The 22,535-nt window shown below is 71.8% G+C and carries 21 protein-coding genes, 1 tRNA gene and 1 pseudogene; 18 read left to right on the forward strand and 5 right to left on the reverse strand.

Annotation, left to right across the window (positions count from 1 at the left end):
• Positions 1–234, forward strand: a pseudogene (locus tag O3W51_RS00005) (bifunctional DNA primase/polymerase); the annotation flags it as partial.
• A gap of 165 nt (positions 235–399) precedes the next feature.
• Positions 400–630, forward strand: a complete 231-nt coding sequence (locus O3W51_RS00010) for a hypothetical protein (RefSeq protein WP_138359511.1) — start codon at positions 400–402, stop codon at positions 628–630.
• Between the two features lie 59 nt (positions 631–689).
• Here O3W51_RS00010 and O3W51_RS00015 read toward each other — a convergent pair.
• Positions 690–776, reverse strand: a tRNA-Ser gene (locus tag O3W51_RS00015).
• Positions 777–976: 200 nt separating this feature from the next.
• Here O3W51_RS00015 and O3W51_RS00020 point away from each other — a divergent pair.
• The 3 genes from O3W51_RS00020 to O3W51_RS00030 all read left to right on the forward strand — a co-directional run bounded on the left by O3W51_RS00020 (position 977) and on the right by O3W51_RS00030 (position 3,391).
• On the forward strand, positions 977–1,519 hold the full coding sequence (locus O3W51_RS00020; protein WP_138359513.1) for a hypothetical protein: 543 nt from the start codon (positions 977–979) through the stop codon (positions 1,517–1,519).
• A 164-nt stretch (positions 1,520–1,683) separates the two neighbouring features.
• Positions 1,684–2,733 (forward strand): sensor histidine kinase, encoded by a 1,050-nt coding sequence (locus tag O3W51_RS00025; protein WP_138359517.1) that lies wholly within the window; start codon positions 1,684–1,686, stop codon positions 2,731–2,733.
• Positions 2,726–3,391 (forward strand): response regulator, encoded by a 666-nt coding sequence (locus O3W51_RS00030; protein WP_138359515.1) that lies wholly within the window; start codon positions 2,726–2,728, stop codon positions 3,389–3,391. Before O3W51_RS00025 ends, O3W51_RS00030 begins: the two co-directional genes overlap by 8 nt.
• Positions 3,392–3,466: 75 nt before the next feature.
• Here the strand turns inward: O3W51_RS00030 and O3W51_RS00035 are convergent, their stop codons facing one another.
• Positions 3,467–5,242 (reverse strand): S1C family serine protease, encoded by a 1,776-nt coding sequence (locus O3W51_RS00035; protein ID WP_269282595.1) that lies wholly within the window; start codon positions 5,240–5,242, stop codon positions 3,467–3,469.
• A 205-nt stretch (positions 5,243–5,447) separates the two neighbouring features.
• Between O3W51_RS00035 and O3W51_RS00040 the strand changes: the two genes are divergently transcribed.
• From O3W51_RS00040 to O3W51_RS00050, 3 genes are all read left to right on the forward strand, one after another.
• On the forward strand, positions 5,448–6,278 hold the full coding sequence (locus O3W51_RS00040) for a glycerophosphodiester phosphodiesterase (protein ID WP_244809280.1): 831 nt from the start codon (positions 5,448–5,450) through the stop codon (positions 6,276–6,278).
• A gap of 143 nt (positions 6,279–6,421) precedes the next feature.
• Positions 6,422–6,967, forward strand: coding sequence for an ATP-binding protein (locus tag O3W51_RS00045; RefSeq protein ID WP_138351095.1), 546 nt, complete (start codon positions 6,422–6,424; stop codon positions 6,965–6,967).
• A gap of 173 nt (positions 6,968–7,140) precedes the next feature.
• Positions 7,141–8,103, forward strand: coding sequence for a DUF5926 family protein (locus tag O3W51_RS00050; RefSeq protein ID WP_138351096.1), 963 nt, complete (start codon positions 7,141–7,143; stop codon positions 8,101–8,103).
• Between the two features lie 269 nt (positions 8,104–8,372).
• Here O3W51_RS00050 and O3W51_RS00055 read toward each other — a convergent pair whose 3' ends face one another.
• Together O3W51_RS00055 and O3W51_RS00060 are read right to left on the reverse strand one after the other, a co-directional pair.
• Positions 8,373–9,020 carry a hypothetical protein gene (locus tag O3W51_RS00055; RefSeq protein ID WP_269282606.1) on the reverse strand — a complete coding sequence of 216 codons (648 nt, stop codon included), beginning with the start codon at positions 9,018–9,020 and terminating at the stop codon, positions 8,373–8,375.
• Positions 9,021–9,239: 219 nt separating this feature from the next.
• Positions 9,240–9,926, reverse strand: a complete 687-nt coding sequence (locus tag O3W51_RS00060) for a bifunctional DNA primase/polymerase (RefSeq protein ID WP_138351098.1) — start codon at positions 9,924–9,926, stop codon at positions 9,240–9,242.
• A 579-nt stretch (positions 9,927–10,505) separates the two neighbouring features.
• Here O3W51_RS00060 and O3W51_RS00065 point away from each other — a divergent pair.
• The 3 genes from O3W51_RS00065 to O3W51_RS00075 all read left to right on the forward strand — a co-directional run bounded on the left by O3W51_RS00065 (position 10,506) and on the right by O3W51_RS00075 (position 14,285).
• Complete coding sequence (locus tag O3W51_RS00065; protein WP_138351099.1) at positions 10,506–12,059, forward strand: PP2C family protein-serine/threonine phosphatase; 1,554 nt, start codon at positions 10,506–10,508, stop codon at positions 12,057–12,059.
• Between the two features lie 147 nt (positions 12,060–12,206).
• Positions 12,207–13,658 (forward strand): aminopeptidase P family protein, encoded by a 1,452-nt coding sequence (locus O3W51_RS00070; protein WP_381584494.1) that lies wholly within the window; start codon positions 12,207–12,209, stop codon positions 13,656–13,658.
• A gap of 81 nt (positions 13,659–13,739) precedes the next feature.
• Positions 13,740–14,285 carry an ArsR/SmtB family transcription factor gene (locus O3W51_RS00075; protein WP_187144942.1) on the forward strand — a complete coding sequence of 182 codons (546 nt, stop codon included), beginning with the start codon at positions 13,740–13,742 and terminating at the stop codon, positions 14,283–14,285.
• A gap of 21 nt (positions 14,286–14,306) precedes the next feature.
• Here the strand turns inward: O3W51_RS00075 and O3W51_RS00080 are convergent, their stop codons facing one another.
• Positions 14,307–14,750, reverse strand: a complete 444-nt coding sequence (locus O3W51_RS00080) for an ATP-binding protein (protein WP_138351102.1) — start codon at positions 14,748–14,750, stop codon at positions 14,307–14,309.
• A 205-nt stretch (positions 14,751–14,955) separates the two neighbouring features.
• Between O3W51_RS00080 and O3W51_RS00085 the strand changes: the two genes are divergently transcribed.
• The 7 genes from O3W51_RS00085 to pheA all read left to right on the forward strand — a co-directional run bounded on the left by O3W51_RS00085 (position 14,956) and on the right by pheA (position 21,992).
• On the forward strand, positions 14,956–15,738 hold the full coding sequence (locus tag O3W51_RS00085) for a hypothetical protein (RefSeq protein WP_232484877.1): 783 nt from the start codon (positions 14,956–14,958) through the stop codon (positions 15,736–15,738).
• Positions 15,739–15,847: 109 nt separating this feature from the next.
• Positions 15,848–16,570 (forward strand): YcnI family copper-binding membrane protein, encoded by a 723-nt coding sequence (locus O3W51_RS00090; RefSeq protein ID WP_138351104.1) that lies wholly within the window; start codon positions 15,848–15,850, stop codon positions 16,568–16,570.
• A gap of 154 nt (positions 16,571–16,724) precedes the next feature.
• The gene (locus O3W51_RS00095; protein WP_138351105.1) at positions 16,725–17,369 is read left to right on the forward strand and encodes an SCO family protein; all 645 of its coding nucleotides are present in this window, start codon (positions 16,725–16,727) and stop codon (positions 17,367–17,369) included.
• A complete protein-coding gene (locus tag O3W51_RS00100) occupies positions 17,366–17,848 on the forward strand; it encodes a copper chaperone PCu(A)C (protein WP_138351106.1) in 483 nt (160 codons plus the stop codon). The genes O3W51_RS00095 and O3W51_RS00100 overlap by 4 nt, the downstream gene beginning before the upstream one ends.
• Before the next feature lie 11 nt (positions 17,849–17,859).
• Positions 17,860–19,743 (forward strand): copper resistance protein CopC, encoded by a 1,884-nt coding sequence (locus O3W51_RS00105; protein ID WP_138351107.1) that lies wholly within the window; start codon positions 17,860–17,862, stop codon positions 19,741–19,743.
• Positions 19,740–21,038, forward strand: coding sequence for an iron uptake transporter deferrochelatase/peroxidase subunit (gene efeB, locus O3W51_RS00110; RefSeq protein ID WP_138351108.1), 1,299 nt, complete (start codon positions 19,740–19,742; stop codon positions 21,036–21,038). The genes O3W51_RS00105 and efeB overlap by 4 nt, the downstream gene beginning before the upstream one ends.
• Before the next feature lie 27 nt (positions 21,039–21,065).
• Positions 21,066–21,992 carry a prephenate dehydratase gene (gene pheA / locus O3W51_RS00115; protein ID WP_138351109.1) on the forward strand — a complete coding sequence of 309 codons (927 nt, stop codon included), beginning with the start codon at positions 21,066–21,068 and terminating at the stop codon, positions 21,990–21,992.
• Positions 21,993–22,535: the final 543 nt, after the last annotated feature.

The following is a 22,535-nucleotide window of genomic DNA, read 5'->3' on the forward strand; positions in this document are numbered from 1 at the left end:
CCCTTACCCCGCCGCACCGCCCCCCGCCACGCGCTCGCCCTCGTCCAGTTCGTCCGCGACTCCCCGCGCGGCCAGCGCAACACGCGCCTCTACTGGGCCGCCTGCCGCGCCTACGAATCCGGCCACGGCGACTCCCTCGCCCCCGCCCTCATCGACGCCGCCACCAGGACCGGTCTCCCCCGCCAGGAAGCCGCCGCCACCATCGCCTCCGCCGCCCGCCAGGCTGCGCCATAATTCGAACACGTGCTTGAATTGCCGAGCCATGACGCGTTCGGGCTCGCGCCCGCAGCTCGCACGGCCCTGCGCCGGCTCGCCGCTCCACGGAGTCCGCCGAGAGATGACCACCCGGGCCACGGCACCGGACCCCACGAGTAGCGTGACGAACGAGAGGGCGCGGCCATGAGCGCGGACGGGCCCCGGTACCTGACCGATCGCCAGGAGCAGATCGCGAAGGTCATCGTCGAGTGGACGGACCTCTACGGCTATCCGCCGACCGTCCGGGAGATCGGCGCGGCCGTCGGCCTGCGCAGCCCCGCGACGGTCGCCCACCATCTGCAGATCATGGAGAGCAAGGGCGTCCTCTCCCGCGTCCCGGGCCGCCACCGCTCCTACCAGGTGCACCGGCTCTGAGAGTTGCTCCCGAGAGACGACGAAGGGGCGCCCGCACCTGCGGACGCCCCTTCGTACTGCGGAGGATGTGAGATTCGAACTCACGGTGACATCGCTGCCACGACGGTTTTCAAGACCGTTCCCTTAGGCCGCTCGGGCAATCCTCCCGTGCCCCGCCCACCTGCGGTGGAGCGGCTACAGCCTAGCGTCTGACGCGCTCCGGGAGGGCCGGTGGCCGGCACCTGGCCCGCTCGCTCCCCGAAAGGGCGGTCGGAGCACCCGCCGACGGGCCCGTCCGGTGAATCTCCACCCGTGGTTCCACCCATGGGTCCAGGTGCGAAAAGCCGTGCGGCAGCAGGCTTGGGGCATGACAACAACCGAGTGGATCACCGACATCGCCCTCGTCCTCGTCGTCTTCCGGCAGCTGCGGGAAGGCCGCCTGGACCTCCGGTCCTTCCTGATTCCGCTGGGGATCGTGAGCTTCGTGGCCTACACGTACCTCGACTCGATCCCCACCGCGGGCAACGACCTGGTGCTGATCGGCGCCCTCGTGGGCGCGGGCGCCGTCCTCGGCATCGCCGGCGGGGTCTACACCCGGATCCGTTCTGTGGGCGGGCACCTCCTGATCAAGGCCGGTCTGGTCTCGGCGGCTCTGTGGGTGCTCGGCATGGGAGCCCGGATGGGCTTCCAGCTGTGGGTCAGTCACGGCGGATCCGACGACGTGGCCCGGTTCAGCATCACCCACCACATCACCAGCGACCAGGCCTGGGTCGCGGCGTTCGTCCTGATGGCACTGACCGAGGTGGTCACCCGCCTCGCCACGATCTTCATACGGAGCCGGATCACGGCCCACCTGAAGCCGGCCCGGACCATGAACCGCGGCAGGTCCACCCTCGAACGCGCCGCCTGACCGTGGGCTATCGTCACGCCGTGCCCATACCCGACAACGCCCCCGGCCCCGGGTCGGCGCCCCACCAGGCGCCGGCCCGCCGGCCGTTTCCCGCGCGGGACCCCTGGGGGCTCTGGCTGGTGGCCGTCGGGGTCATCGTCGCCGGAGTCGTGACGATCCGGCCCATGGGTTTCAGCGGGCGCGGCCTGGCGGTCGCCGTCCTCTTCGTGATCAACTGCGCGGTGCTGCTGGCCCGGACGCTGCCCGAGACCGACGTGCCGCCGCGCTTCGCCCTGTACTGGCTGACGTTCGGCATCATCGCGGCGGCCGCGCTGATCGGCGTCAGCAGCAGCGGATCGGGTTACCTCTTCGCCTTCTTCCTGGCCGGCCACATCGGCTACCGCCTCGAGGCCCGGCCGGCCCTCGTTCTCGCGCTGCTGTGCAGCCTGTTGTGCGCCGGCGCCCTCTACTTCCGCCTCGGTCCGGGCTACCACGTCCTGCCCTGGACCGTCGGCCTGGCCACCGGCATCCCGGTCCTGCCCGGTATCGTCCGCCGCGGCCGGCAGCGGGCGCTCCAGGCGGTGCTCGAGGCGGCGGAGTCCGCCGAGCGTGCTGCCCGGGCCGAGGCCAGGACCGCCGTGCTGACCGAGCGCAGCCGCATCGCCCGCGACGTGCACGACGTCCTGGCGCACTCGCTGGCCGGGATCAACATGCAGCTGGAGCTGGCCGACGCGCTGCTCGACACCGGTGACCTGGCGAAGGTCCGGGAGGCCAACGACAAGGCGCACAGCCTCGTCAAGGAGAGCCTGAAACAGGCGCAGTGGACCGTGCATGCCCTGCGCGAGGACGCGTTGCCGCTGCTGGAGAGCCTGACCGCGATGCTCGCATCGTCCGGGCACCACGACGCCCTCACCGTCACCGGGACCGAGCGGGAGGTGCCGGCCCAGGTGGGCCAGAACCTGCTGCGAATCGCCCAGGAGTCGCTGACCAACGCGGCCCGGCACGCGCCCGGCGGGGAGGTCGCGGTGGAGCTGGCGTTCGCCGTCTCGACGGAGCTGCGGATCCGGAACCGGCCCGCCACCCGTACGGCGCCCGTGAGCGCCGGCAGCGGCATGGGACTGATCGGAATGCGCGAACGCGTCGCCCTGTTGGGTGGCACCATCACCGCGGGGCCGGTCACCGAGGGACCGGACCAGGGCGGCTGGCAGGTGGAGGCAGTGATCCCGTATGAGTGAACGGACCGAGGAACACCAGCCGTTGAGGGTGGTCGTCGCCGACGACCAGGCCGCCGTCCGGGAACCGCTGGCCGCGGTCCTCGCGCTGGCCGAGGACATCGACGTCGTCGCTGCTGCGGCGGACGGCACCGAGGTGCTGACCGCGGTCGCCGCCGGGCCGGTCGACGTGGTGCTGATGGATCTGCGCATGCCGCGCATGGACGGCATCGAGACGACCCGCCGGCTGACCGAGGACCACCCCGAGGTGGCCGTCGTCGTGCTGACCACCTTCGCCGACGACGACTCGATCCTGGCCGCGCTGAGCGCCGGAGCCCGCGGCTATCTGACCAAGAACGCCGGTCGCCAGGACATCGTCCGGGCCATCCGGGCGGCGGCCGCCGGCCAGTCCGTGCTCGACCGCGAGGTCCAGAACCGGCTCCTCGCCTCCGTTCGCACCCAGCCGCCCGCGCCGGAGCAGCCGCTGCCGGCGGACCTCACCCGCCGCGAGCGCGAGGTGCTCACCCTCATCGGCCAGGGCCTGCCGAACCGGGCCATCGCCGAGAATCTGTTCATCAGCGAGGCCACCGTCAAGACCCACATCAACAACCTGTTCGCCAAGGCGGGCATCCGCGACCGGGCCGACGCCGTGCGCCGCGCCATCGCGGGGGGACTCGCCTGAGCGCACGGGAAACGACAGGAGGTGAGGTGCCGGGTCGCCCGGCACCTCACCTCCTGTCGTTCCTGACCGCCAGGGTCAGTTCTTCTCGTCCCCGTCGCGCTTGCCGAGGGTGAGGGTGGCGGTGGAGGTCTTGCCGCCGCGGGTGTAGGTGATGGTGACCTTGTCGCCGGGCTGGCGCTGCCAGATGGCGCCGATCAGGGTCTGGCCGCTGTCGATGACGGTGTCGTCGAACTTGGTGATGATGTCGCCGGCCTTCAGGCCCGCCTTGTCACCGGGGCCGCCGGGGACGATCGCCGGGTTGCCGCTGTTGCCGTTCTCGGTGACCTTGGCGCCCTCGCCGCGGTACTGGGTGTCGAGGGAGACGCCGATCACCGGGTAGACGGGCTGGCCGGTCGCGATGAGGTTGGTGGCGACGCGCTTGGCCTGGTTGATCGGGATGGCGAAGCCGAGGCCGACGCTGCCGGCCTGCGTCTGGCCGTCGCCGCTGCCACCGGCGGACTGGATGGCCGAGTTGATGCCTATCACCGCGCCGTTGGCGTTCAGCAGCGGGCCGCCGGAGTTGCCGGGGTTGATCGAGGCGTCGGTCTGGATGGCGCTCATGTACGAGGCACTGGCGCCCTGGCCGTCGCTGGACGCGACCGGACGGTGCATGGCGCTGACGATGCCGGTGGTGACGGTGCCGGAGAGGCCGAAGGGGGCACCGATGGCGATGGTGGCGTCGCCGACCTTGGTGCTGTCGGAGTCGCCGAGCGGGATCGGGTCGAGCTTGGCGTCGCCGGCGTTCTTCAGCTTGATGACGGCGACGTCGTAGCCCTGGGCTCGGCCCACGACCTCGGCGTCGTACTTCTTGCCGTTGGAGAACGTCGCGGTCAGCTTGCCGCCGTCGGCGGCCGGGGCCACCACGTGGTTGTTGGTGAGGATGTGGCCCTGCTTGTCGAAGACGAAGCCGGTGCCGGTGCCGCTCTCGCTGCCGCCCGACGCCTCGATCGTCACGACGCTCGGCAGCGCCTTCGCGGCGATGCCGGCCACGGAGTTCGGCGCGCGGTCCAGGACCTTCGGGTCCGAGGACGAGCTGACGGTGGTGGAGTTGGAGTTGTCCTCGTGCCGTGCGGCCCAGTAGCCGACGCCACCGCCGACACCACCGGCGACCAGCGCGGCCACCAGCACGGCGGCGACCATCGAACCCATGCCGCGCGGCTTGCGCTCACCGGGCGGCGGTACGGGGACGTGAGTGCCCCACACCGGGCCGCCGGGACCGCCCGGCTGGCCGGGCTGCGGGACGGCACCGGCGTACTGCGGGAACTGCGCCGTCTGCGGGGCGCCCGGGTACGGCTGCTGGGCGTGCGCCTGCGACGGGTCGGGCTGCGACTGGCCGGGCGCCGCGGTCAGCACGGCGGCGGGCGTGGCGTACGGGTCCGCGGCAGGCGTGGCGTACGGGTCCGCGGCGGGCTCGCTGTAGGACGCGGCGGCCTCGGTGTAGGACGCGGCGACCTCGCGGTACGACGCGGGCGCGGCGGTCTCCCCGTAGGACGGGACGGGCTCGCGGTACGACGTGTCGGGCTCGCTGTACGCCGCGGGCGGCGTGGGATCCCCGTGCGACACGGAGGCCGGCACCGGTGCGGGCAGGTCGTCGGCCACCGGCGCGGCGGGCGCGGGGACCTCGGCCGGGGCCGGCGGCACCACCGGCAGGACGGCGGTCGGCGGCTCGGCCGGAGGCGCGGGCGGGGCGGCGGGAGCGGCGGGTTCGGCCGGGAGGGGCGCCTTCGAGAGCTCGCCGCGCTCCGGCGCGACCGACTCCGCGCCGGACTCGGGCGCAGCCGGGACCTGGCCGGCCTCGTTCTCGGTGCTCACAGCGGTTCTCCTATGGTCAGAGCGCGGGTGTCGGACTGGACACAGCATTTCCCACTGGGTGTCGGACCGCCGTAAGCGGTAGCTGTGTATGGCCCGCGTATGGAGTCGGGGATTATGGCCCGCGTATGGAGCCGGGGGTGTGGCGGTGCCCAGGCGCGGGCGGTCTGCTTTCCACCGCGACGCGCAGCGATGGCACCATAGCCCGGTGACTTCTGCGCATGCGGTCCGGGATGCGTTCCCGGACGGGAACCCGATCCAGGTCGTCGCCCACCGAGGGGCGTCCGAGGACGTACCCGAACATACGCTCGCGGCCTACCGCAGGGCCATCGAGGACGGTGCCGACGCCCTGGAATGCGACATCCGGCTGACGGCCGACGGCGAACTGGTCTGTGTCCACGACTGGCGCGTGAACCGTACGTCCAACGGCCGCGGCGCCGTCTCGTCGATGGAGCTGGCCGACCTCGCCACGCTCGACTTCGGTTCGTGGAAGGGGCAGCACACCGACGGTGAGGCCCCGGACACCACCGACGACGAGCGCAGCAGCGTGCTGACCCTGGAGCGGCTGCTGGAACTGGTGGCGGACACCGAACGGCGGGTCGAGCTGGCGATCGAGACCAAGCACCCCACCCGCTGGGCCGGCCAGGTCGAGGAGCGGCTGCTGGAACTGCTGCGCCGCTTCGGCCTCGACGCGCCGCCGCCGGGGGAGCGCTCCGCGGTGCGCGTCATGAGCTTCTCGTCCCGTTCGCTGCGCCGCGTGCACACGGCGGCGCCGGCGCTGCCGACCGTCTATCTGATGCAGTACGTCTCGCCGCGGCACCGCGACGGCAGGCTGCCCGCCGGGGTGCGCATCGCCGGTCCGAGCATGCGGATCCTGCGGGCGAATCCGGGGTACGTCGCACGGCTGCACCGGGCCGGGCACCGGGTCCATGTGTGGACGGTGAACGAGCCGGCGGACGTCGACCTGTGTGTGCGGCTCGGGGTCGATGCGATCATCACCAATCGGCCGAAGCTGGTGCTGTCCCAATTGGGGCGGTAAATAACGGTATTACGGGGAGTGCACCGGCGCGTTCGGACCGTGTTCGACCGATGTGAGTGCCCCAATAGATCGCAGTTGGCTTGTTTCCGGTCCAGTCCAAGGGGGCATTCATCCCGTGGCGTGGGGTGAAGGAGGTCTCGGGGGTGGCGTTGGTGGTGGCCCAAGAGGTGCCGACGTCCTCGACCATGGCCCTGTCGCATGGTCCGATGGGCGTGGCGGAGGCACGGCGCAGGCTCCGTAGTGAGCTGTGTGCGCACGAGGTGCCGGAGCCGGTGGTGGACGACGCGGTGCTGATCCTGTCGGAGTTGCTGAGCAACTCCTACCGGCACGCGCGTCCCCTCTGCGACGGCCCGGACGAACGACCCGGCGAGGCGGACGACGCGGCCGACCCCTGCGGCATCCGCGCCGCGTGGCGGATCGGTGACGACGGCCTGCTCAGCGTGGAAGTGACCGACGGCGGCGGCCCGACCCGCCCGCTGCCGGCCAGCCCGTCGCTCACCGCACGGGGCGGCCGCGGACTGGGCATCGTCAGCAACCTGTCGCTGCGCTGGGGCGTGCGGGACGGGCCCGGCGAGGTCACCGTATGGGCCCTGCTGCCGGTCAGAAGCCGCCACGCGCGGCGCGACGACCTGGTGCCGCGGCTGGACATCCCCATCGATTTCGCGGACCCGTTCGACGATCTTCCGTAGCGGTCCCGGGGCGGAGCCCGTCCCGGACAAGGCCGCGAGGCAGCGTTCTGACGGCGATTGTTCGCCGCTCTTTCCCGGATCCGTCGAAGGTTTCCCCCGCGCGTTTCCGGCTGGGGGCCCGGCGAGCGCTAGGCTCACGGCCGAAACGTAGCCGTACCGGGAGAGATCGAGCCATGGCCAAGAAGCGCCCGACGAAGACGAATGCCCCGCAGATCGTCGACGGGGAGATCCCAGTAGTCGGCGCGCGGGAGCCGTGCCCCTGCAACTCCGGCCGCCGGTACAAGGCGTGCCACGGCCGCGAGGCCTCGCACGCGGTGACCGAGCTGGTCCTGCGGCCCTTCGAGGGGCTGCCCGGCGAATGCGACTGGGTGGCGCTCCGCGAGCTGGTGCCGGCCGCCACCGTCGAGCTGACGCTCAAGGGCGGGCTGCCCGCCGACGTGCCGTCGCTGACGCTGGCGACCGTGCTGCCGATGGCGTGGCCGGGGCTGCGCCGCGACAGCGGCAAGGTCCTGCTGGGCCTGCAGAACGACACGGCCTCCGGCGACCTCAGCCGCGGTCTCGCCGACATCCTGCAGCGCGCGCTGACCGCCGAGCCGGGCTCGCCCGTCGAGGGCGCGCGCACCGACGGCGACGGCCCGCGCATGCAGGACCTGCTGGACCTGGACGCGCCGTTCGAGCCCGTGGTGCACACCGGCTTCGAGTTCTGGCTGGAGAACGCCGGTGACGCCTCCGGCGACATCGCGGCCTCGCTGGAACGCGCCAACGCCGCGGCGATCCCGACCGTCCGGCTGTCCGGTGTGGACGCCGCGTACTGGTGCGAGACGCCGGACAAGAACCACCTGCGCTGGGTGATGTCGCACCCGGAGGAGCAGCTCCTCGACGCCATGGCGCGGCTGCACGCCGCCGGGGCGTCCTCGCTCGGCGACAACACCCGCCTGGTCGGCTCGTTCCGTGCGCACGGGCTGGTCGTGCCGGTGTGGGACCTGCCGGTGGGCATGGGCGCGGACGAGGTCGAGAAGCCGGCCGCCGCGTTCGGCGAGCGGCTCCTGGAGGCGCTCGGTGCGACCGCGCCGCTGACCGGGGACGAGCGCCGCGCCCGCAGCGGCTTCATGAACCGGCAGATCACGCTCAGCTGAGCCGGGCGGAACGGAGGCGGCCCGCACTGCGGCGGGCCGCCGCGGAACGAGTGACTCCGGTCACAACTCCGCCTGCCCACCGGCAATTACGGCTTCCGGCTCCTTCTCGCGAATTTGCGTACGGAAGAATTCTTGTTACCGTTTAAACAGCCCGGTCGCTGGTGCATCCCCCGTCGCCAGCGACCGGGTTTTGCCATGCCCGGATCCGCCCCTCACTAGGCGATGTCCGGAAGTTGATCTACATTGGCTGATTTTCTGTTCAGCTATTGCTACCGATTGCTACCGGCCCGTAGCAGCATTCGCTCACTTCCCGCCGAAGCGAACTCCGCAACAGCGCTGTAGATCTCCGCCGTGCCGTCATCCGGCGAAACCGCTTTCACCGTCCGCTCGCGCGGCGTCTCGCACGAACCGGGACCGTTCCCCGCCCCGACGGAGCACTCCACCCGTACCGTCCGGCCGTCGGGGCGCATCAGGGTCAGCACTCCGCCGAGCGGGCCGCCGGTCCCGTTCCGGTAGTACGTACGGGCCCAGGTGTCGCCGCCTACGGCGATGGTGCAGGTCTGCGCCTGGACGCCCTCGGGCGAGGTGAGTTGGGGCCCGCAGGCCGCGACCGGCCGCAGCGCGCCGGAGCCGGCGCCCGGACCCGCAGCCGAGCCCCCGGACGGCCCTGGAGCGCTACCTGCGGCCGAAGAACCGCCGGAGGCCGGCCCGAGCCCCGGGAGCAGGCCGTCGACGGTCCCCGCGCCGGTACCGTCCGCCACCCCTGGCACGGACTGCGGCCTGTCGCTCCGTGCGGCGCGGGCCGGCGGACCCGCGGGGCCGGAGGGACCCGCCGTGGCGGCGGCCAACGGCAGCACCACCGCCAGCGCGATCACACTGGTGAGGGCGATCATGCGCAGATTCGGAGCGCGCTCCATCGGGTTCCACCTGTCAAGGATTGCGGCTGGTGCGGTGCGCCGAACATATCGGGCCCATCACGCAGAAAAGAGGGCCATTGCCCCGTATACCGGGCAACGGCCCCCTGCTGCTACCCGAACGAGTGACGCCGCCGAGAGCCCGCCGGACCGGGCCGACGAGCGCCTCTCCCCGGCCCCCTCATCACGTGGAGGCGTGTCCCGTCAGTACGTGAGGTGCGTTCAGTACGTGAGGTGCGTTCCGTCCGGTGCCGTCCGGCCCGCGCGGACGAGGGTGTCCACGATGAGCGCCACGCTCGGCAGCCACGGCGACGTGGCGCCGTCGTCGACCACCGGCGGCCGGATCCACCGCAGTTGTCCCCCGCTGCTGCTCGACGGCGGCAGCGCCACGTAGCCGCCCTCCCCGTGATAGCGCAATGAGCTGGGCACCCATTCGTGGGAATCGAGCAACTCGCCCAACTCCTCCAGGGAGTACGGGGCGACGAGCAGAACGAAGCGCGTCGGGGTGGCCACCACCGGGCCGAGCCGGACGCCCAGCCGGTCGAGGGTGTCCAGGGCCCGCGCACCGGCCACGGCCGGCAGGCTGACCGCCGAGACGCGGTCGCCCGTCGCGAGCACCACGGGCGCGTCGGGGCGGGCCGTCCACCACCAGCGCACCATGCGCGGGTCGCGGGTGGCCGCCATGAGTCCGGGATCGTGCGGGTGCACGCCGGGGACGGGGCAGTCCGGGCGTGGGCAGGCGCATGGCTGCGCCCCCGCCGCCCGCCAGGAACCGCGGCGGTCGTGCCCGACACCGGGCACCACCGGCCATTTCCACTGTTCCGTGTAGGTGAGAACCGCGCTGAGCAGCGCGGACTGGCCTCTCCACCGGAACGAGAGCTTGCGTCGCCTTCCGAGGATCTCGCGCATAGCGCAAAGTTCCTTTCCGTTAACGCTCAGAGGATCTGCCCATGACACAACGTAATCTCGAGCACACCGCTTACAAGGCAGCGCATCACGCTGCTAGCCGAGCGTGGAACGTGGCGAGGGGTGGCGCACGCATGGCGCTTGCTGTTCTGTCTGCTCTGTATGCCGCGCTGTGCGGTTCCGCTGGGGGTGGGAACACCCCGCCACTCGGGGGTAGGCCGGCCGTCATCTACTAGTAGGACGCTGGAGCCAGACACCGGGTTCCTACCCACCACCGTGAATATGACGCGCTGTTGGACGGCATCAGTCGACCGTCAATTGTCTTCGGGTGTGGTCATTTTCGGCCAAGCTTTCGGAGTACGACACCACTCCTTCTACCAGCACAATCCTGGACATGCCCACGATCAGGCGTGTACAAGTGGAAACCTGGTAGCGGCGCAGCACGATATGGGGGTTTGCGATGCTATTGACGCAATTGACCTGCTTCATCAAGCCCCGCACGCGAGTCGGCAAAAATCCTGAATCGCCGACAAATAGCACTGTTCGTCGCGCAGGCCGTGATCTCACGGGAAGCCGTCGGCCATGAGCACCACCCGGGTGCCAAAAGTGGCCGGAACCAAGCCACCCATTCCCGCCGCGCCACACACTTCCGCCCCTGCGGCCGAATGCCGCCCCGTGGATCGGCTCGCCGCCGTCCAGGACCGGCTGGCCTGTTGGATCTCCGATCTCACCACACTCCATGAGCTCACCGAACGCCTCGCGCGCACCACCGGCCTCGACGAAGCGCTGCGGGAAGTGCTGCGGGCCGGCGCCGCGTTGGTCGGTGCGCGCCGCGGTCTGCTCGTGCTGGAACCCGCCGACCGGCTGGGTCCCGACACCACCGTCGGCCTCGGCCTCGGCCACGCCGACCTGGGCACCATCGAGACCGTGCCGCACGGCGCCGCCTCCTACGGGATCCTGCTCGACGGCACCGACGAGAGCACCGACAGCACCGGCAGCACCGCCGGCGCGGCCATCCCCGGCGGCCCCACCGGCACCGGGGACGGCCCGGACGGGACCGCGCCCGCGGACACCTCGGCGCCCACGACAACGCCCGTGACGACACCCACGACCGCTGCCGCGAACGCGTCCGGCGCCACGGAGAGCGACCGTCCCGCGGGCCGCGACGAGATCATCCACCCCGATCTGCCCCACGAGCCCGGCCTCGACCCGCGGCACCGCGAGGTCGCCGCGCACCTCGGCTTCGACGCCAGCTACGCGCTGCGGCTCACCACCGAGCGGACCGGCCACCTCGGCGCGGCCGTCTGGCTGTACGACGAACCCGCCGCGCCGGTCGAACGCCAGCGCCATCTCGTCGGTCTCTACGGCCGGTACGCCGCCGAACACATCGCCCGCCAGCTGGAACTGAGCCGCGCCCGCGGCACCCTCGCCACCCTCGCCGAGGAGCTGCTGCCCGCCCGGCTGCCGCGGGTCGCCGGCGTACGGATGGCCGTACGCCACGACACCGGGCCGCGGGGCGGCGGCGACTGGTACGACGCGCTGCCACTCCCCGAAGGCGCGCTCGGCCTCGCGGTCGGCGGCGTCACCGGCTCCGGTCCCAGCGCGGTCGCCGCGATGGGCCGGCTGCGGGCGTCGCTGCGGGCCTACGCCGTCATGGAGGGCGAGGACCCGGTCGCCGTCCTGTCCGACCTGGAGCTGCTGCTGCGGCTCACCGAGCCCGCCCGTTCGGCGACCGCGCTGTTCGCGTACGCGGAACCCGATCAGCACAAGCTCGTCCTGGCCGGCGCGGGACACTGCCCGCCGCTGATCATCGGCGACCACCGGATCGAGTACGTCGAGACCTCGCTGTCGGCCCCGCTGGGCATGCTGAGCTGCTGGGAGGCTCCCAGCGTCGAGGTCCGGCCGGAGCCCGGAGAAACGCTGCTGCTCTACACCGACGGCCTGCTGCACCGCACCGGCGAACCGATGGACCGCGCGCTCGCCCGGCTGCACGCCGCCGCCCAGAGCGCGCCGCGCGCCACCCGCGACGACCCGGACCTGCTCGCCGACCACGTGCTGCGCACCGTGCTGCCGGACGGGCTCGACACCCTCGACAGCGCGGAGGACGTCGTCCTGCTCGTCGTCCGCTTCGACTGAGCCCCCCATCCCCCCGAACCCGCTGGACCCCCCTGGACCCGCCAGAACCCGCCAGGTCCGCTTTGCCGCACTTCGTGACCTAAGCCCTCTGTAACCGGCCTTCCGTACGCACATACGATGGATCGGTCTATTGCGAGGAGGCAGGACGTGTCCGAAGAGGTCGAAGCGGCCGAAGAGCAGCCGATCAAGCAGCGTAAGAACGGTCTCTACCCCGAGGTCTCCGACGAGCTCGCCGAGCTGATGAAGTCCGAGTGGGCCGACACCGAACTGCACGACCTGCGGCCGATCGCCCAGGCGCCCCACGCCGCCCGCCGCCGGGCCGCGCTGTCCGCCCGTTTCCCGGGCGAGCGGCTGGTCATCCCGGCGGGCAACCTCAAGACGCGCTCCAACGACACGGAATACCCCTTCCGCGCGTCCAGTGAGTACGTCCACCTCACCGGTGACCAGACGCAGGACGCCGTCCTGGTCCTGGAGCCCGCCAAGGGCGGCCAGGGGCACGACGCGACCGCGTACCTGCTCCCCCGCTCCAGCCGCGAGAACGGCGAGTTCTGGCTCGACGGCCAGGGCGAGCTGTGGACCGGCCGCCGCAACAGCCTCGCCGAGGGCGCCCAGCTGCTCGGCCTGCCGTGCTCGGACGTCCGCGAGGTCGTCGCGAAGCTGGCCGTGGCGACCGGACCCGTACGGGTGGTGCGCGGCTACGACGCGGGCGTCGAGGGCGCGCTGACCGACAAGGTCACCGCCGAGCGCGACGCCGAGCTGAAGGAGTTCCTCTCCGAGCTCCGGCTGGTCAAGGACGAGTGGGAGATCGGCGAGCTGCAGGCGGCGGTCGACTCCACCGCCCGCGGCTTCGAGGACGTCGTCAAGGTGCTGGACAAGGCCGAGGCGACCTCCGAGCGCTACATCGAGGGGACGTTCTTCCTCCGGGCCCGCGTCGAGGGCAACGACATCGGCTACGGCTCGATCTGCGCGGCAGGACCGCACGCCACCACCCTGCACTGGGTGCGCAACGACGGCCCGGTCCGCTCCGGCGAGCTGCTGCTCCTGGACGCCGGTGTGGAGACCCACAGCCTCTACACCGCCGATGTCACCCGGACCCTGCCGATCAACGGCCGGTTCAGCGACATCCAGCGCAAGATCTACGACGCGGTCTACGCGTCGCAGTCGGCGGGCATCGCGGCGGTCAAGCCCGGCGCCGCCTACCGCGACTTCCACGACGCCTCGCAGCGCGTGCTCGCCGAGAAGCTCGTCGAGTGGGGCCTCGTCGAGGGCCCGGTCGAGCGGGTCCTGGAGCTCGCCCTGCAGCGCCGCTGGACCCTGCACGGCACCGGCCACATGCTCGGCCTGGACGTCCACGACTGCGCGCACGCGCGGACCGAGACGTACGTGGACTGCGTGCTGGAGCCCGGCATGGTGCTGACCGTCGAGCCCGGTCTGTACTTCCAGGCGGACGACCTGTCGGTGCCGGCCGAGTACCGCGGCATCGGCGTCCGCATCGAGGACGACATCCTCGTGACCGCCGACGGCAACCGGAACCTGTCGGAAGGGCTGCCGCGCCGCTCCGACGAGGTCGAGGCGTGGATGGCCGGCCTCAAGGGCTGACACGCAGAGCTCGGCATGCGTGACCTGTGTGAACCGCCTCGGGCGCCGCGATACGGCACCCGGGGCGGTTTACTGGCCGCCGTGACGACAACCGACCCCGCGCTGCGCGCCCTGGCCCATCCGGTACGGCTGCGCATGCTGTCGCTGATGTGGGCCGCCCCGCTCTCCGCGGCGGAGCTCTCCCGGGAGCTGGGCATCTCGCACGCGCTGGCCAGCCAGCATCTGCGCCGGCTGGACGCCGCAGGACTCGTCGAGCTCACCGAGGTCCGCTCCCACCGGGGCGGCAGGGAACGGCGCTACCGCACCGTGCACGGCACCCCGCTGTCCAACCGGCAGGACGGCGCCCCGCTGCTCGCCGAGGCGCTCGCGCACAACCTGCGCGACCGGGCCGCCCGCCGGGCACCCGGGCAGGACGGTGTGACCTCCGACGCGGAACTGTGGGTCGCGCCCGAGGCCTGGGACACCTTCCGCACGCGCATGGCGGAGCTCCTCGCCGACCTGCACGAGGCCGCCCGCGCCCCGCACACCCCCGGTTCGGTCCTGCTCGGCGCCACGGTGATGGCGTTCCTCGTGCAGGCCGATGAGGAGGCCGGAGAGCAGGCCGAGGAAGACCCCGCCGCCCCTTAGCGCCGGAGGATCTCCCTCAGCTCAGGACGCCTTGAGCAGCGAGTCGTCCCGCCACTTGAGGACCTTGTCGATCGTCACCACGGCGCCGTGGCCCGGCCGGTTGTGGAAGTGGACGTGGTCCACCAGCGCCTCGATGAGGAACAGTCCCCGTCCGTCCTCGGCATGCCGGCCCTTCAGGGCCAGCGGCCGGGCGAGTTGGTGACGTGGCCGGTCGGGCGCGAAGCCCGGGCCGGAGTCGGCGACCTCGATACGGCAGCGGTCGCCGTCGATGCGCGCCGTCACGCTGTAGTCACCCTCGCCCGCGTGTTCCACCGCGTTCGCACAGGCCTCGGACAGTGCCACCGACAGGTCGTAACAGATCTCCGGGTCCACACCGGCGGTCTGCATCGTCCCCAGCAGCAGTCGTCGGGCGAGCGGAACGCTCGCGGCCTCGCGCCGCAAGTGGAGAGACCACCAGATGCTCATGCTCCAGCCTCCAGGCCGCGGCTCGACTTACGGATACCTATAGCCACGAATTGCGCCCCGTAAGCGTCCTCTTGACGTGATGCCGCTCATTCGGCGGATGTGGGACCCCGGCGTACAGGTGTAAAAGGGCGACTCGCCCGCACCCCCGCAAGCCGGACACCCCCCGTATGCGCCGGTTCCCGGCGGTGAGAGGATGACGCCCGTCATGGCATCCCCATCCTCCGTTTCCCCCGTGCGCGCGGGCGCCGGGCTGCGACTGCTGCGGGCCGCGGTGTTCACCGCGGTCTGTGTCGTGCTGTCCGCGGCCGGGCACGGACTGGCGTCCCGTCACGGGGTGCCGGCCGGCGCGCTGGTGGTGGGGTCCCTCGTGGTCTTCGCCGTGGCCGCGCCGCTGGCCGGGCGGGAACGGTCGCTCCGGGGGATCGCCACGACGCTCACTCTGGGGCAGCTCGCGCTGCACGCCGTGTTCGGCGCCGGACAGGCCTGCACGGACCCCGCGACGGGCCGGGACGGCTCCGCCGGTGTCCTGGCGCTGGCCGGCCGGCTGCTGTGCGGCAGCCACACCTCGTCGGCGGCCCTCACGCAGCAGAGCGCGGAACGGATCGTCCGCGACGCCGGCATCGACCCGGCGTCGGCGATGTCCATGAGCCCCGTCACTCGAACGGGTGACACCGGGATCACCGGAATGCACGCGGCGATGGCGTACTCGCTGCCGATGCTGCTCGCGCACCTGTTCGCCGCGCTGGCCGTCGGATGGCTGCTGCGGCGCGGCGAGGCCGCCCTGTGGCGGCTGGTGAGCCTGTCGGCCGACGTGCTGCGCGGCGTACTCGTCGCGCTGGTGCGCGTCCTGGTAGCCGGAGCGGCCGACGACCGGCTCGCCGCGCTCCGGCCCCGCCGGTTCGCCACCGGGCGGGGATCGGCGCGCAGCGTACGGCTGCGCCACAGCCTGCCGCGGCGCGGGCCACCGGCCTACGCCCTGGCGGTCTGACGCGAGCGGTCTCCACCGGTCCGGTTCCCACCGGTCCACGGGGACGGCGGTCTCGCGCGTTCCGCATACGCGCCGGCCCTTCCCTCACCACTCACCGTGGAGTCCTCTCATGAACAGTTCCCGCATGCGCCGCCTGACCACCGTCGGCGCGCTCACCGGTTCCGCGCTGCTGATGGCCGTCGTTCCGGCCTTCGCCCATGTCTCCGTCACGCCCAGCAGCGCCCCCAAGGGCGGCTACAGCACCGTCGCGTTCAAGGTCCCGAACGAGCGGGACAACGCCTCGACGATCAAGGTCGAAGTGAACCTGCCGGCGGACCACCCGATCGCGTCCGTCTCCACCCAGGCCGTGCCCGGCTGGAAGGTGGAGGTCACCAAGACCAAGCTCGCCAAGCCCATGACCATGCACGGCAAGACGGTGACCGAGGCCGTCACGAAGATCACCTGGAGCGGCGGCACGATCGAGCCCGGCCAGTTCCAGCAGTTCCCCGTCTCGTTCGGGCCGCTGCCCGACGACACGGACCAGCTGGTCTTCAAGGCCCTCCAGACGTACTCGAACAACGAGGTCGTCCGCTGGATCGAGGAGGAGAAGGCCGGCGCGGCCGAGCCGGCCAACCCGGCGCCCGCGCTGAAGCTGACCGCGGCGGCGACGGACGCCCACGGTGCCGCGGCCCCCGCCGCCGACGCCAAGGCGAAGGACACCACGACCGCCGCGGCCGCCGACTCCGACAGCAGTGACTCGACCGCGCGGATCCTGGGCATCACCGGAATCGTCATCGGCGTCATCGGCGTCGCGTTCGGTGTCCTGGCCGGACGCCGCCGCACCTCCGCCTGACGCACCGGCCGGGCGGCCGTAAGGCACGTCGTCGGCACGTCCGATGCTCCGTACGTGGTGCCGGGACCCCGCGAGTCCCGGTACGCCGTCGCATCGGTACGCCGCCGGCCCGTACGGCCGCCCGGCCCCGCCATCGCACTCCCCGGGAAACTTCATGCGTACAACGATCAAGATCGGCGTGGCCCTGGCGGCCGTCGCGGCCCTCGCCGGATGCGGGGCCTCCAGCGGCGACTCCAAGGAACCGCTCGCGGTCGTCTCCGGAGCGGCGTCCAAGCCGGGCACCCTCCTCGACGCCCCCTTCAACAAGCCGCAACTGACCCTCACCGACACCCACGGCAAGCCGTACGACCTGGTCAAGGAGACGGCGGGCCGGCCCGTTCTGCTCTTCTTCGGCTACACCCACTGCCCGGACGTGTGCCCGACGACGATGAGCGACCTCGCCATCGCCAAGTCGCGGATGTCCAAGCCCGACCAGGAGAAACTGCGGGTCGTGTTCGTCAGCACCGACCCCGCACGCGACACCCCGCAGCGCCTCGGCTCGTGGCTGGCCGCCCAGGACAAGGACTTCATCGGCCTGACCGGTGACTTCGGCACGATCCAGAAGGCCGCGAAATCCGTCGGCGTCGGCATCGAGAAGCCGGTGACGGAGAAGGACGGCAGCATCACCGTCACCCACGGCGCCGAGGTCCTGGCCTTCTGGCCGAAGGACGACAAGGGACATGTGCTCTACATGTCGGGCACCACCTCGGACGAGTTCGCCGCCGACCTGCCGAAGCTCATCAGGAGCGAGGCACCGTGAGGCGCCCCAGGCCCGCCCATGCCCTGATCGCCACCGTCGCCCTCGGCGGCTGCCTCGCGCTCGCCGGCTGTTCCTCGGCGTCCGACGCCTCGGCACACGCCGGGACGAAGGGGCCGAAGCTCGCGGTGAGCGGGGCGTACATACCGCAGCCGGTGATGGCCGACATGGCCGCCGGGTATTTCACGGTCACCAACACCGGCGACACCGACGCGGAACTCACCTCGGTCAGCAGCGACCTGGCCGCCGACATCACCCTGCACACCACCACCGACAACCGGATGCGCAAGGTGAACTCCCTGACCGTCCCGGCGGGCGGGCGGCTTACGCTCAGCAGCGGCGGAAATCATCTGATGCTGAGGGAACTCACGCACAAGCCGGTGGCCGGCGACAAGGTGTCCATGGAACTGCACTTCGCCGAGGCGGGCCCGATCGGCGTCACCGTGCCGGTCGAGCCGACCGGCTACCGGCCGAAGGACTGAGGGGAGCAACGATGACCATCAGGCGTGCGCTGGTCGTACTGGGCGCCCTGCTCGCCGTCGTGCTCGGGGCCGCCGCCCCGGCTTCGGCGCATGCCGCGCTGGTGAACACCAACCCCGGGGAGGACTCCGTCGTCAAGACGGCGCCGCAGCAGGTGCTGCTCACCTTCTCCGAAGGCGTGCTGCTGTCCGCCGACTCGCTGCGGGTCCTCGACCCGGCCGGCGGCCGGGTGGACAGCGGCACGCCACAGCACGCCAACGGCAACAGCTCCACCGCCGTGGTCGCGCTGCGCGCCGGACTCGGCGACGGGACCTACACCGTCGCCTGGAAGGCCGTCTCGGAGGACAGCCACCCGGTCGCGGGCGCCTTCACGTTCTCCGTCGGCGCCCCCTCCAAGACCACCGTCGTCCTCGCCGACCAGGACCAGGCCGTCGGCGGCGGCGCCGCGGGCGTCCTCTACGGCATCGGGCGCTACATCGCCTACGCCGGGTACGCGCTGCTCGTCGGCTCCTCCGTCTTCCTCGCCGTGTGCTGGCCGCGCGGCGCGCTGCTGCGCCCCATGCAGCGGATCGCGGTCGGCGGCTGGGTCGCGCTCGTCGCGTCCACCATCGCGCTGCTGATGCTGCGCGGGCCATATGTGAACGGCAGCGGGCTCGGTGACGCGTTCGACCTCGGCGTGATGCGCGACGTCCTCAACACCCGGCCGGGCGCCGCCCTGCTGTCCCGACTGCTGCTGCTCGCCGCCGCCGCCGTCTTCCTGGCGGTCCTGTTCGGCTCGTACGCCAAACGCGGAACGCCCGCCAACGAGAGCGAGCGGGCCGAGCGCGCCGACCTCGCCTGGGGGCTGGGCATCGGCGGCGGCGTCATCGCGACGGGTATCGCCGCGACCTGGGCGATGGCGGAACACGCCTCCGTCGGCATCCAGTCCGCCCTGGCCATGCCGGTCGACGTCGTGCACCTGCTGTCGATGGCGGTGTGGCTGGGCGGCCTGACCGCCCTGCTGACCTCCCTGGTGGCGGGGCTCGGCATCGAACGCGAAGCCGTCCAGCGGTTCTCCCGCATCGGCTTCGCGGCGGTCACGACGCTGGTCGCGACCGGCATCTACCAGTCCTGGCGGCAGCTCGGCTCGTGGGACGCCTTCGTCTCCACCTCCTACGGGCAGCTGCTGCTCGTCAAGATCGGCCTGGTCGTCCTGCTCGTCGAGCTGGCCTGGCTGTCGCGCCGCTGGACCGCGCGGCTCGGCGCGCCCGCCGTCCCCGTCACCGCCGCGGCGGCCGTCAAGCGGCCGGAACGCGTCGTGGCCGGCTCGTCCACCGACCCCGCCCGCCAGGCGCAACTGCGGCTCCAGCGCACCGCGCGGGACAGGACCCAGGCCAAGCGCACCCGCGAGGCCGACCTCGAACGCAGCGGGCTGCGCAAGTCCGTGCTGGCCGAGGTCGTGGTCGCGGTGGTCGTCCTCGCCGTGACGACGCTGCTCACCGGCACCCAGCCGGGCCGCGCGGCGCAGGCGAAGACCGGCTCGGCGCCCGCCCCCGCCACCTCCTCCTCCGGGCTGCCGCTCAGCGTGCGCATCCCGTACGACACGGGCGGCCCCAAGGGGAAGGGCCAGGCCCTGATCACCATCGATCCGGGCCGGGTCGGCCAGAACGAGGTGCACGTCCTGATCTCCGGCGCGGATCCGGTGCCGGTCGACGTGCCCGAGGTGAAGCTCGAATTCACCCTCAAGGCCAAGAACATCGGCCCGCTGCCCGTACCGCTGCAGCACCTCGACGTCGGCCACTGGACCGCGGCCTCGGTGCAGCTGCCGATGGCCGGAACGTGGGAGGTGTCCGTCACCGTGCGGACCTCCGAGATCGACCAGGTGACCGAGACCAAGAACGTAGAGATCACGTCATGACCGAGCAGCGGACGACCGAACACCGGACCACGGACGAGCGCGCCGCCGACGAGCTCCCCGCCGGGCGGCACCTCACCCGGCGACGGCTGCTCGGCACCGCAGGAGCCGCGGGCGCGGCGGGTCTGGTCGTCGGCGGCGCGGGCGGGGCCTTCGGCGCCGCCGCCCTGCGGGACGAGCCGGCGACGCCGGCCTCGGTCGGCGCGACCGGCGTCCCTTTCCGGGACGGCGCGCACCAGGCCGGCATCACCACCCCGCAGCAGGCCCGGGGCCATCTGGTGGCCTTCGATCTCACCGCGGGGCAGACCCGCAAGAACGTCGCGGCGCTGCTCAGGCGCTGGTCGGCGACGGCCGAGCAGCTGATCGGCGGCCGACTGGAGACCGGCGACGACCAGATCGCCTACGACGCGGGCCCGAACTCGCTGACCGTCACCTTCGGGTTCGGCGGTTCGCTGTTCCCGAAGACCGGTCTGGAGGACCGGGCGCCGCAGGCCCTCGCGCCGCTCCCGCCGTTCTCCGCGGACGCGCTGGACCCGGCCCGCAGCAACGGCGACCTGTGGGTGCAGATCGGTTCCGACGACGCGCTCGTCGCCTTCCACGCCCTGCGCGTGCTGCAGAAGGCCGCGGGGGACACCGCCCGGGTGCGCTGGCAGATGAACGGCTTCAACCGCACACCCGGCGCGACCCCGCGGCCGATGACGTCCCGCAATCTCATGGGCCAGGTGGACGGCACCAACAACCCCAAGCCCACCGACCCGGACTTCGACCGCCGGATCTTCGTTCCGGCCGGCGGCACGGCCCGCTCACCGCAGTGGATGGCGGGCGGCTCGTACGCGGTGGTGCGCAGGATCCGGATGCTGCTCGACTCCTGGGACCATCTGTCCGTGGAGCGGCAGGAGAAGGTGATCGGCCGCCGCAAGTCGGACGGCTCACCGCTGTCCGGCGGTACCGGGACGACCCCGGTGGACCTGGACAAGCGGGACGCCCAGGGGGCGCCGGCCATCGCGGGCGACGCGCACATCCGGGTCGCGGCGCCTGCCTCGAACGGCGGAGCGGCGATGCTCCGCCGGCCGTTCTCGTACCACGACGGCATCGGCTCCGACGGGACCCCGGACGCCGGTCTGCTCTTCGTCTGCTGGCAGGCCGATCCGCAGCGGGGATTCGTCCCCGTACAGCGGAAACTGGACCGCGGGGACGGGCTGTCCCGCTTTCTGCGCCATGAGTCGAGCGCCCTGTTCGCGGTCCCCGGCGCGCCGGGCCCCGGTGAGTACGTGGGGCAGCGGCTGCTGGAGTCGTGAACCCGTCCGGCGCATTAGGGTGACGGTATGTCGGCTAGCCGCTACACCTATCTGGGTCCTGAAGGCACTTTCACCGAGGCCGCGCTCAGAACGCTGCCCGAGGCGGCGACCCGGGAGCTGGTCCCGATGGTGTCGGTGCCGGCCGTGCTGGACGCCGTGCGCAACGGCGAGGCCGGCGGGGCGCTGGTGCCCATCGAGAACTCGGTGGAGGGCGGCGTGACCGCCACCCTGGACGAGCTGGCGACCGGCGTGCCGCTGATGATCTACCGCGAGGTCCTGCTGCCGATCGCGTTCGCGCTGCTGGTGCGGCCGGGCACGAAGCTCAAGGACGTGAAGACGGTGACCGGCCACCCGGTCGCCCAGCCGCAGGTGCGCAAGTGGCTGCGGGCCCAGCTGCCGGACGCGCTGTGGGAGTCGTCGGCGTCGAATGCGGACGGGGCGCGGCTGGTGCAGGAGGGCCGGTTCGACGGCGCGTTCGCGGGCGAGTTCGCGGCGTCCACGTACGGTCTCGAACCGCTCGTCACCGAGATCCATGACGCGAAGAACGCGGCGACGCGCTTCGTCCTGGTCGGCCGCCCGGCCCGCCCGGCGGCGCCGACCGGCGCGGACAAGACCTCGGCCGTCTTCTGGCTGGGCGACGACCACCCGGGCGCGCTGCTGGAGCTCCTGCAGGAGTACGCGGTGCGCGGTGTGAACCTGGTGCGCATCGAGTCCCGGCCGACCGGCGAGGGCATCGGCCGGTACTGCTTCTCGGTGGACTGCGAGGGGCACATCACCGACCGGCGGGTCAGCGAGGCGCTGATGGGGCTCAAGCGGATCTGCCCGCAGGTCCGGTTCCTGGGCTCGTACCCGCGGGCCGACGAGGTCCGTCCCCAGGTACGCCCCGGCACGACCGACAGCGAGTTCACCGACGCCGCCGACTGGCTGGGCCGGGCGCTGGACGGGCGGGGCTGAGCTGCCCTCCAAGGCGGCCCGCCGGTGTCCCCGTAGTTGTCCACTGAGTTATCCACAGGCCCGAGGTCCAGCCTGGGGATAACTGGGGATAAGTCGACAGACCAATCTGACCTAGTCGACAAATCGGCACACAGGCACCGAGCCCGTCCACAGTGGCCCAGGTCACCCTTCGTCAGCCCAATTCCTCTGATCAACTCTATAGGGGGAACACTTCTCACTCGAAAGTGAGTGTTAAGAGGGTTTGGACCGGGAATCCTTCGCCGAGCACCGGGCGTCCGGAACGATCAACTCCGTCTTCCACAGTTCGCACACACAACCTGTGGACAAAGGAAAAGAATCCCCATCCACCTGTGGATAACTCGGGTCCGCACCCCCTCCCAACTCCCGTTCTCCACAAGGGCGGTGCCCCGATGGAGGGATGCGGTGAATTCGGTTGACGGCACCCTTTTGTCCGTTATTGCATTTCGCTCCCCTTTTCCCAGAAACGGACATAACGCCACCAAAAGCCCTTAACTTGTCGCGTCGGACCCCGCCGCCCCGGTA

This window comes from Streptomyces sp. H39-C1, from assembly GCF_027158125.1.
Taxonomy (GTDB): domain Bacteria; phylum Actinomycetota; class Actinomycetes; order Streptomycetales; family Streptomycetaceae; genus Actinacidiphila; species Actinacidiphila fildesensis.

Excerpts from the sequence above, each read along its gene's own strand:
- O3W51_RS00030 (WP_138359515.1), top strand. The coding sequence starts at position 2,726 with ATGAGTGAACGGACCGAGGAACACCAGCCGTTGAGGGTGGTCGTCGCC.
- O3W51_RS00050 (WP_138351096.1), top strand. The coding sequence starts at position 7,141 with ATGGCCAAGAAGCGCCCGACGAAGACGAATGCCCCGCAGATCGTCGAC.
- efeB (WP_138351108.1), top strand. The coding sequence starts at position 19,740 with ATGACCGAGCAGCGGACGACCGAACACCGGACCACGGACGAGCGCGCC.
- O3W51_RS00055 (WP_269282606.1), bottom strand. The coding sequence starts at position 9,020 with ATGGAGCGCGCTCCGAATCTGCGCATGATCGCCCTCACCAGTGTGATC.
- O3W51_RS00065 (WP_138351099.1), top strand. The coding sequence starts at position 10,506 with ATGAGCACCACCCGGGTGCCAAAAGTGGCCGGAACCAAGCCACCCATT.
- O3W51_RS00105 (WP_138351107.1), top strand. The coding sequence starts at position 17,860 with ATGACCATCAGGCGTGCGCTGGTCGTACTGGGCGCCCTGCTCGCCGTC.
- O3W51_RS00090 (WP_138351104.1), top strand. The coding sequence starts at position 15,848 with ATGAACAGTTCCCGCATGCGCCGCCTGACCACCGTCGGCGCGCTCACC.
- pheA (WP_138351109.1), top strand. The coding sequence starts at position 21,066 with ATGTCGGCTAGCCGCTACACCTATCTGGGTCCTGAAGGCACTTTCACC.
- O3W51_RS00010 (WP_138359511.1), top strand. The coding sequence starts at position 400 with ATGAGCGCGGACGGGCCCCGGTACCTGACCGATCGCCAGGAGCAGATC.
- O3W51_RS00025 (WP_138359517.1), top strand. The coding sequence starts at position 1,684 with ATGGGTTTCAGCGGGCGCGGCCTGGCGGTCGCCGTCCTCTTCGTGATC.
- O3W51_RS00095 (WP_138351105.1), top strand. The coding sequence starts at position 16,725 with ATGCGTACAACGATCAAGATCGGCGTGGCCCTGGCGGCCGTCGCGGCC.
- O3W51_RS00085 (WP_232484877.1), top strand. The coding sequence starts at position 14,956 with ATGGCATCCCCATCCTCCGTTTCCCCCGTGCGCGCGGGCGCCGGGCTG.
- O3W51_RS00060 (WP_138351098.1), bottom strand. The coding sequence starts at position 9,926 with ATGCGCGAGATCCTCGGAAGGCGACGCAAGCTCTCGTTCCGGTGGAGA.
- O3W51_RS00020 (WP_138359513.1), top strand. The coding sequence starts at position 977 with ATGACAACAACCGAGTGGATCACCGACATCGCCCTCGTCCTCGTCGTC.
- O3W51_RS00080 (WP_138351102.1), bottom strand. The coding sequence starts at position 14,750 with ATGAGCATCTGGTGGTCTCTCCACTTGCGGCGCGAGGCCGCGAGCGTT.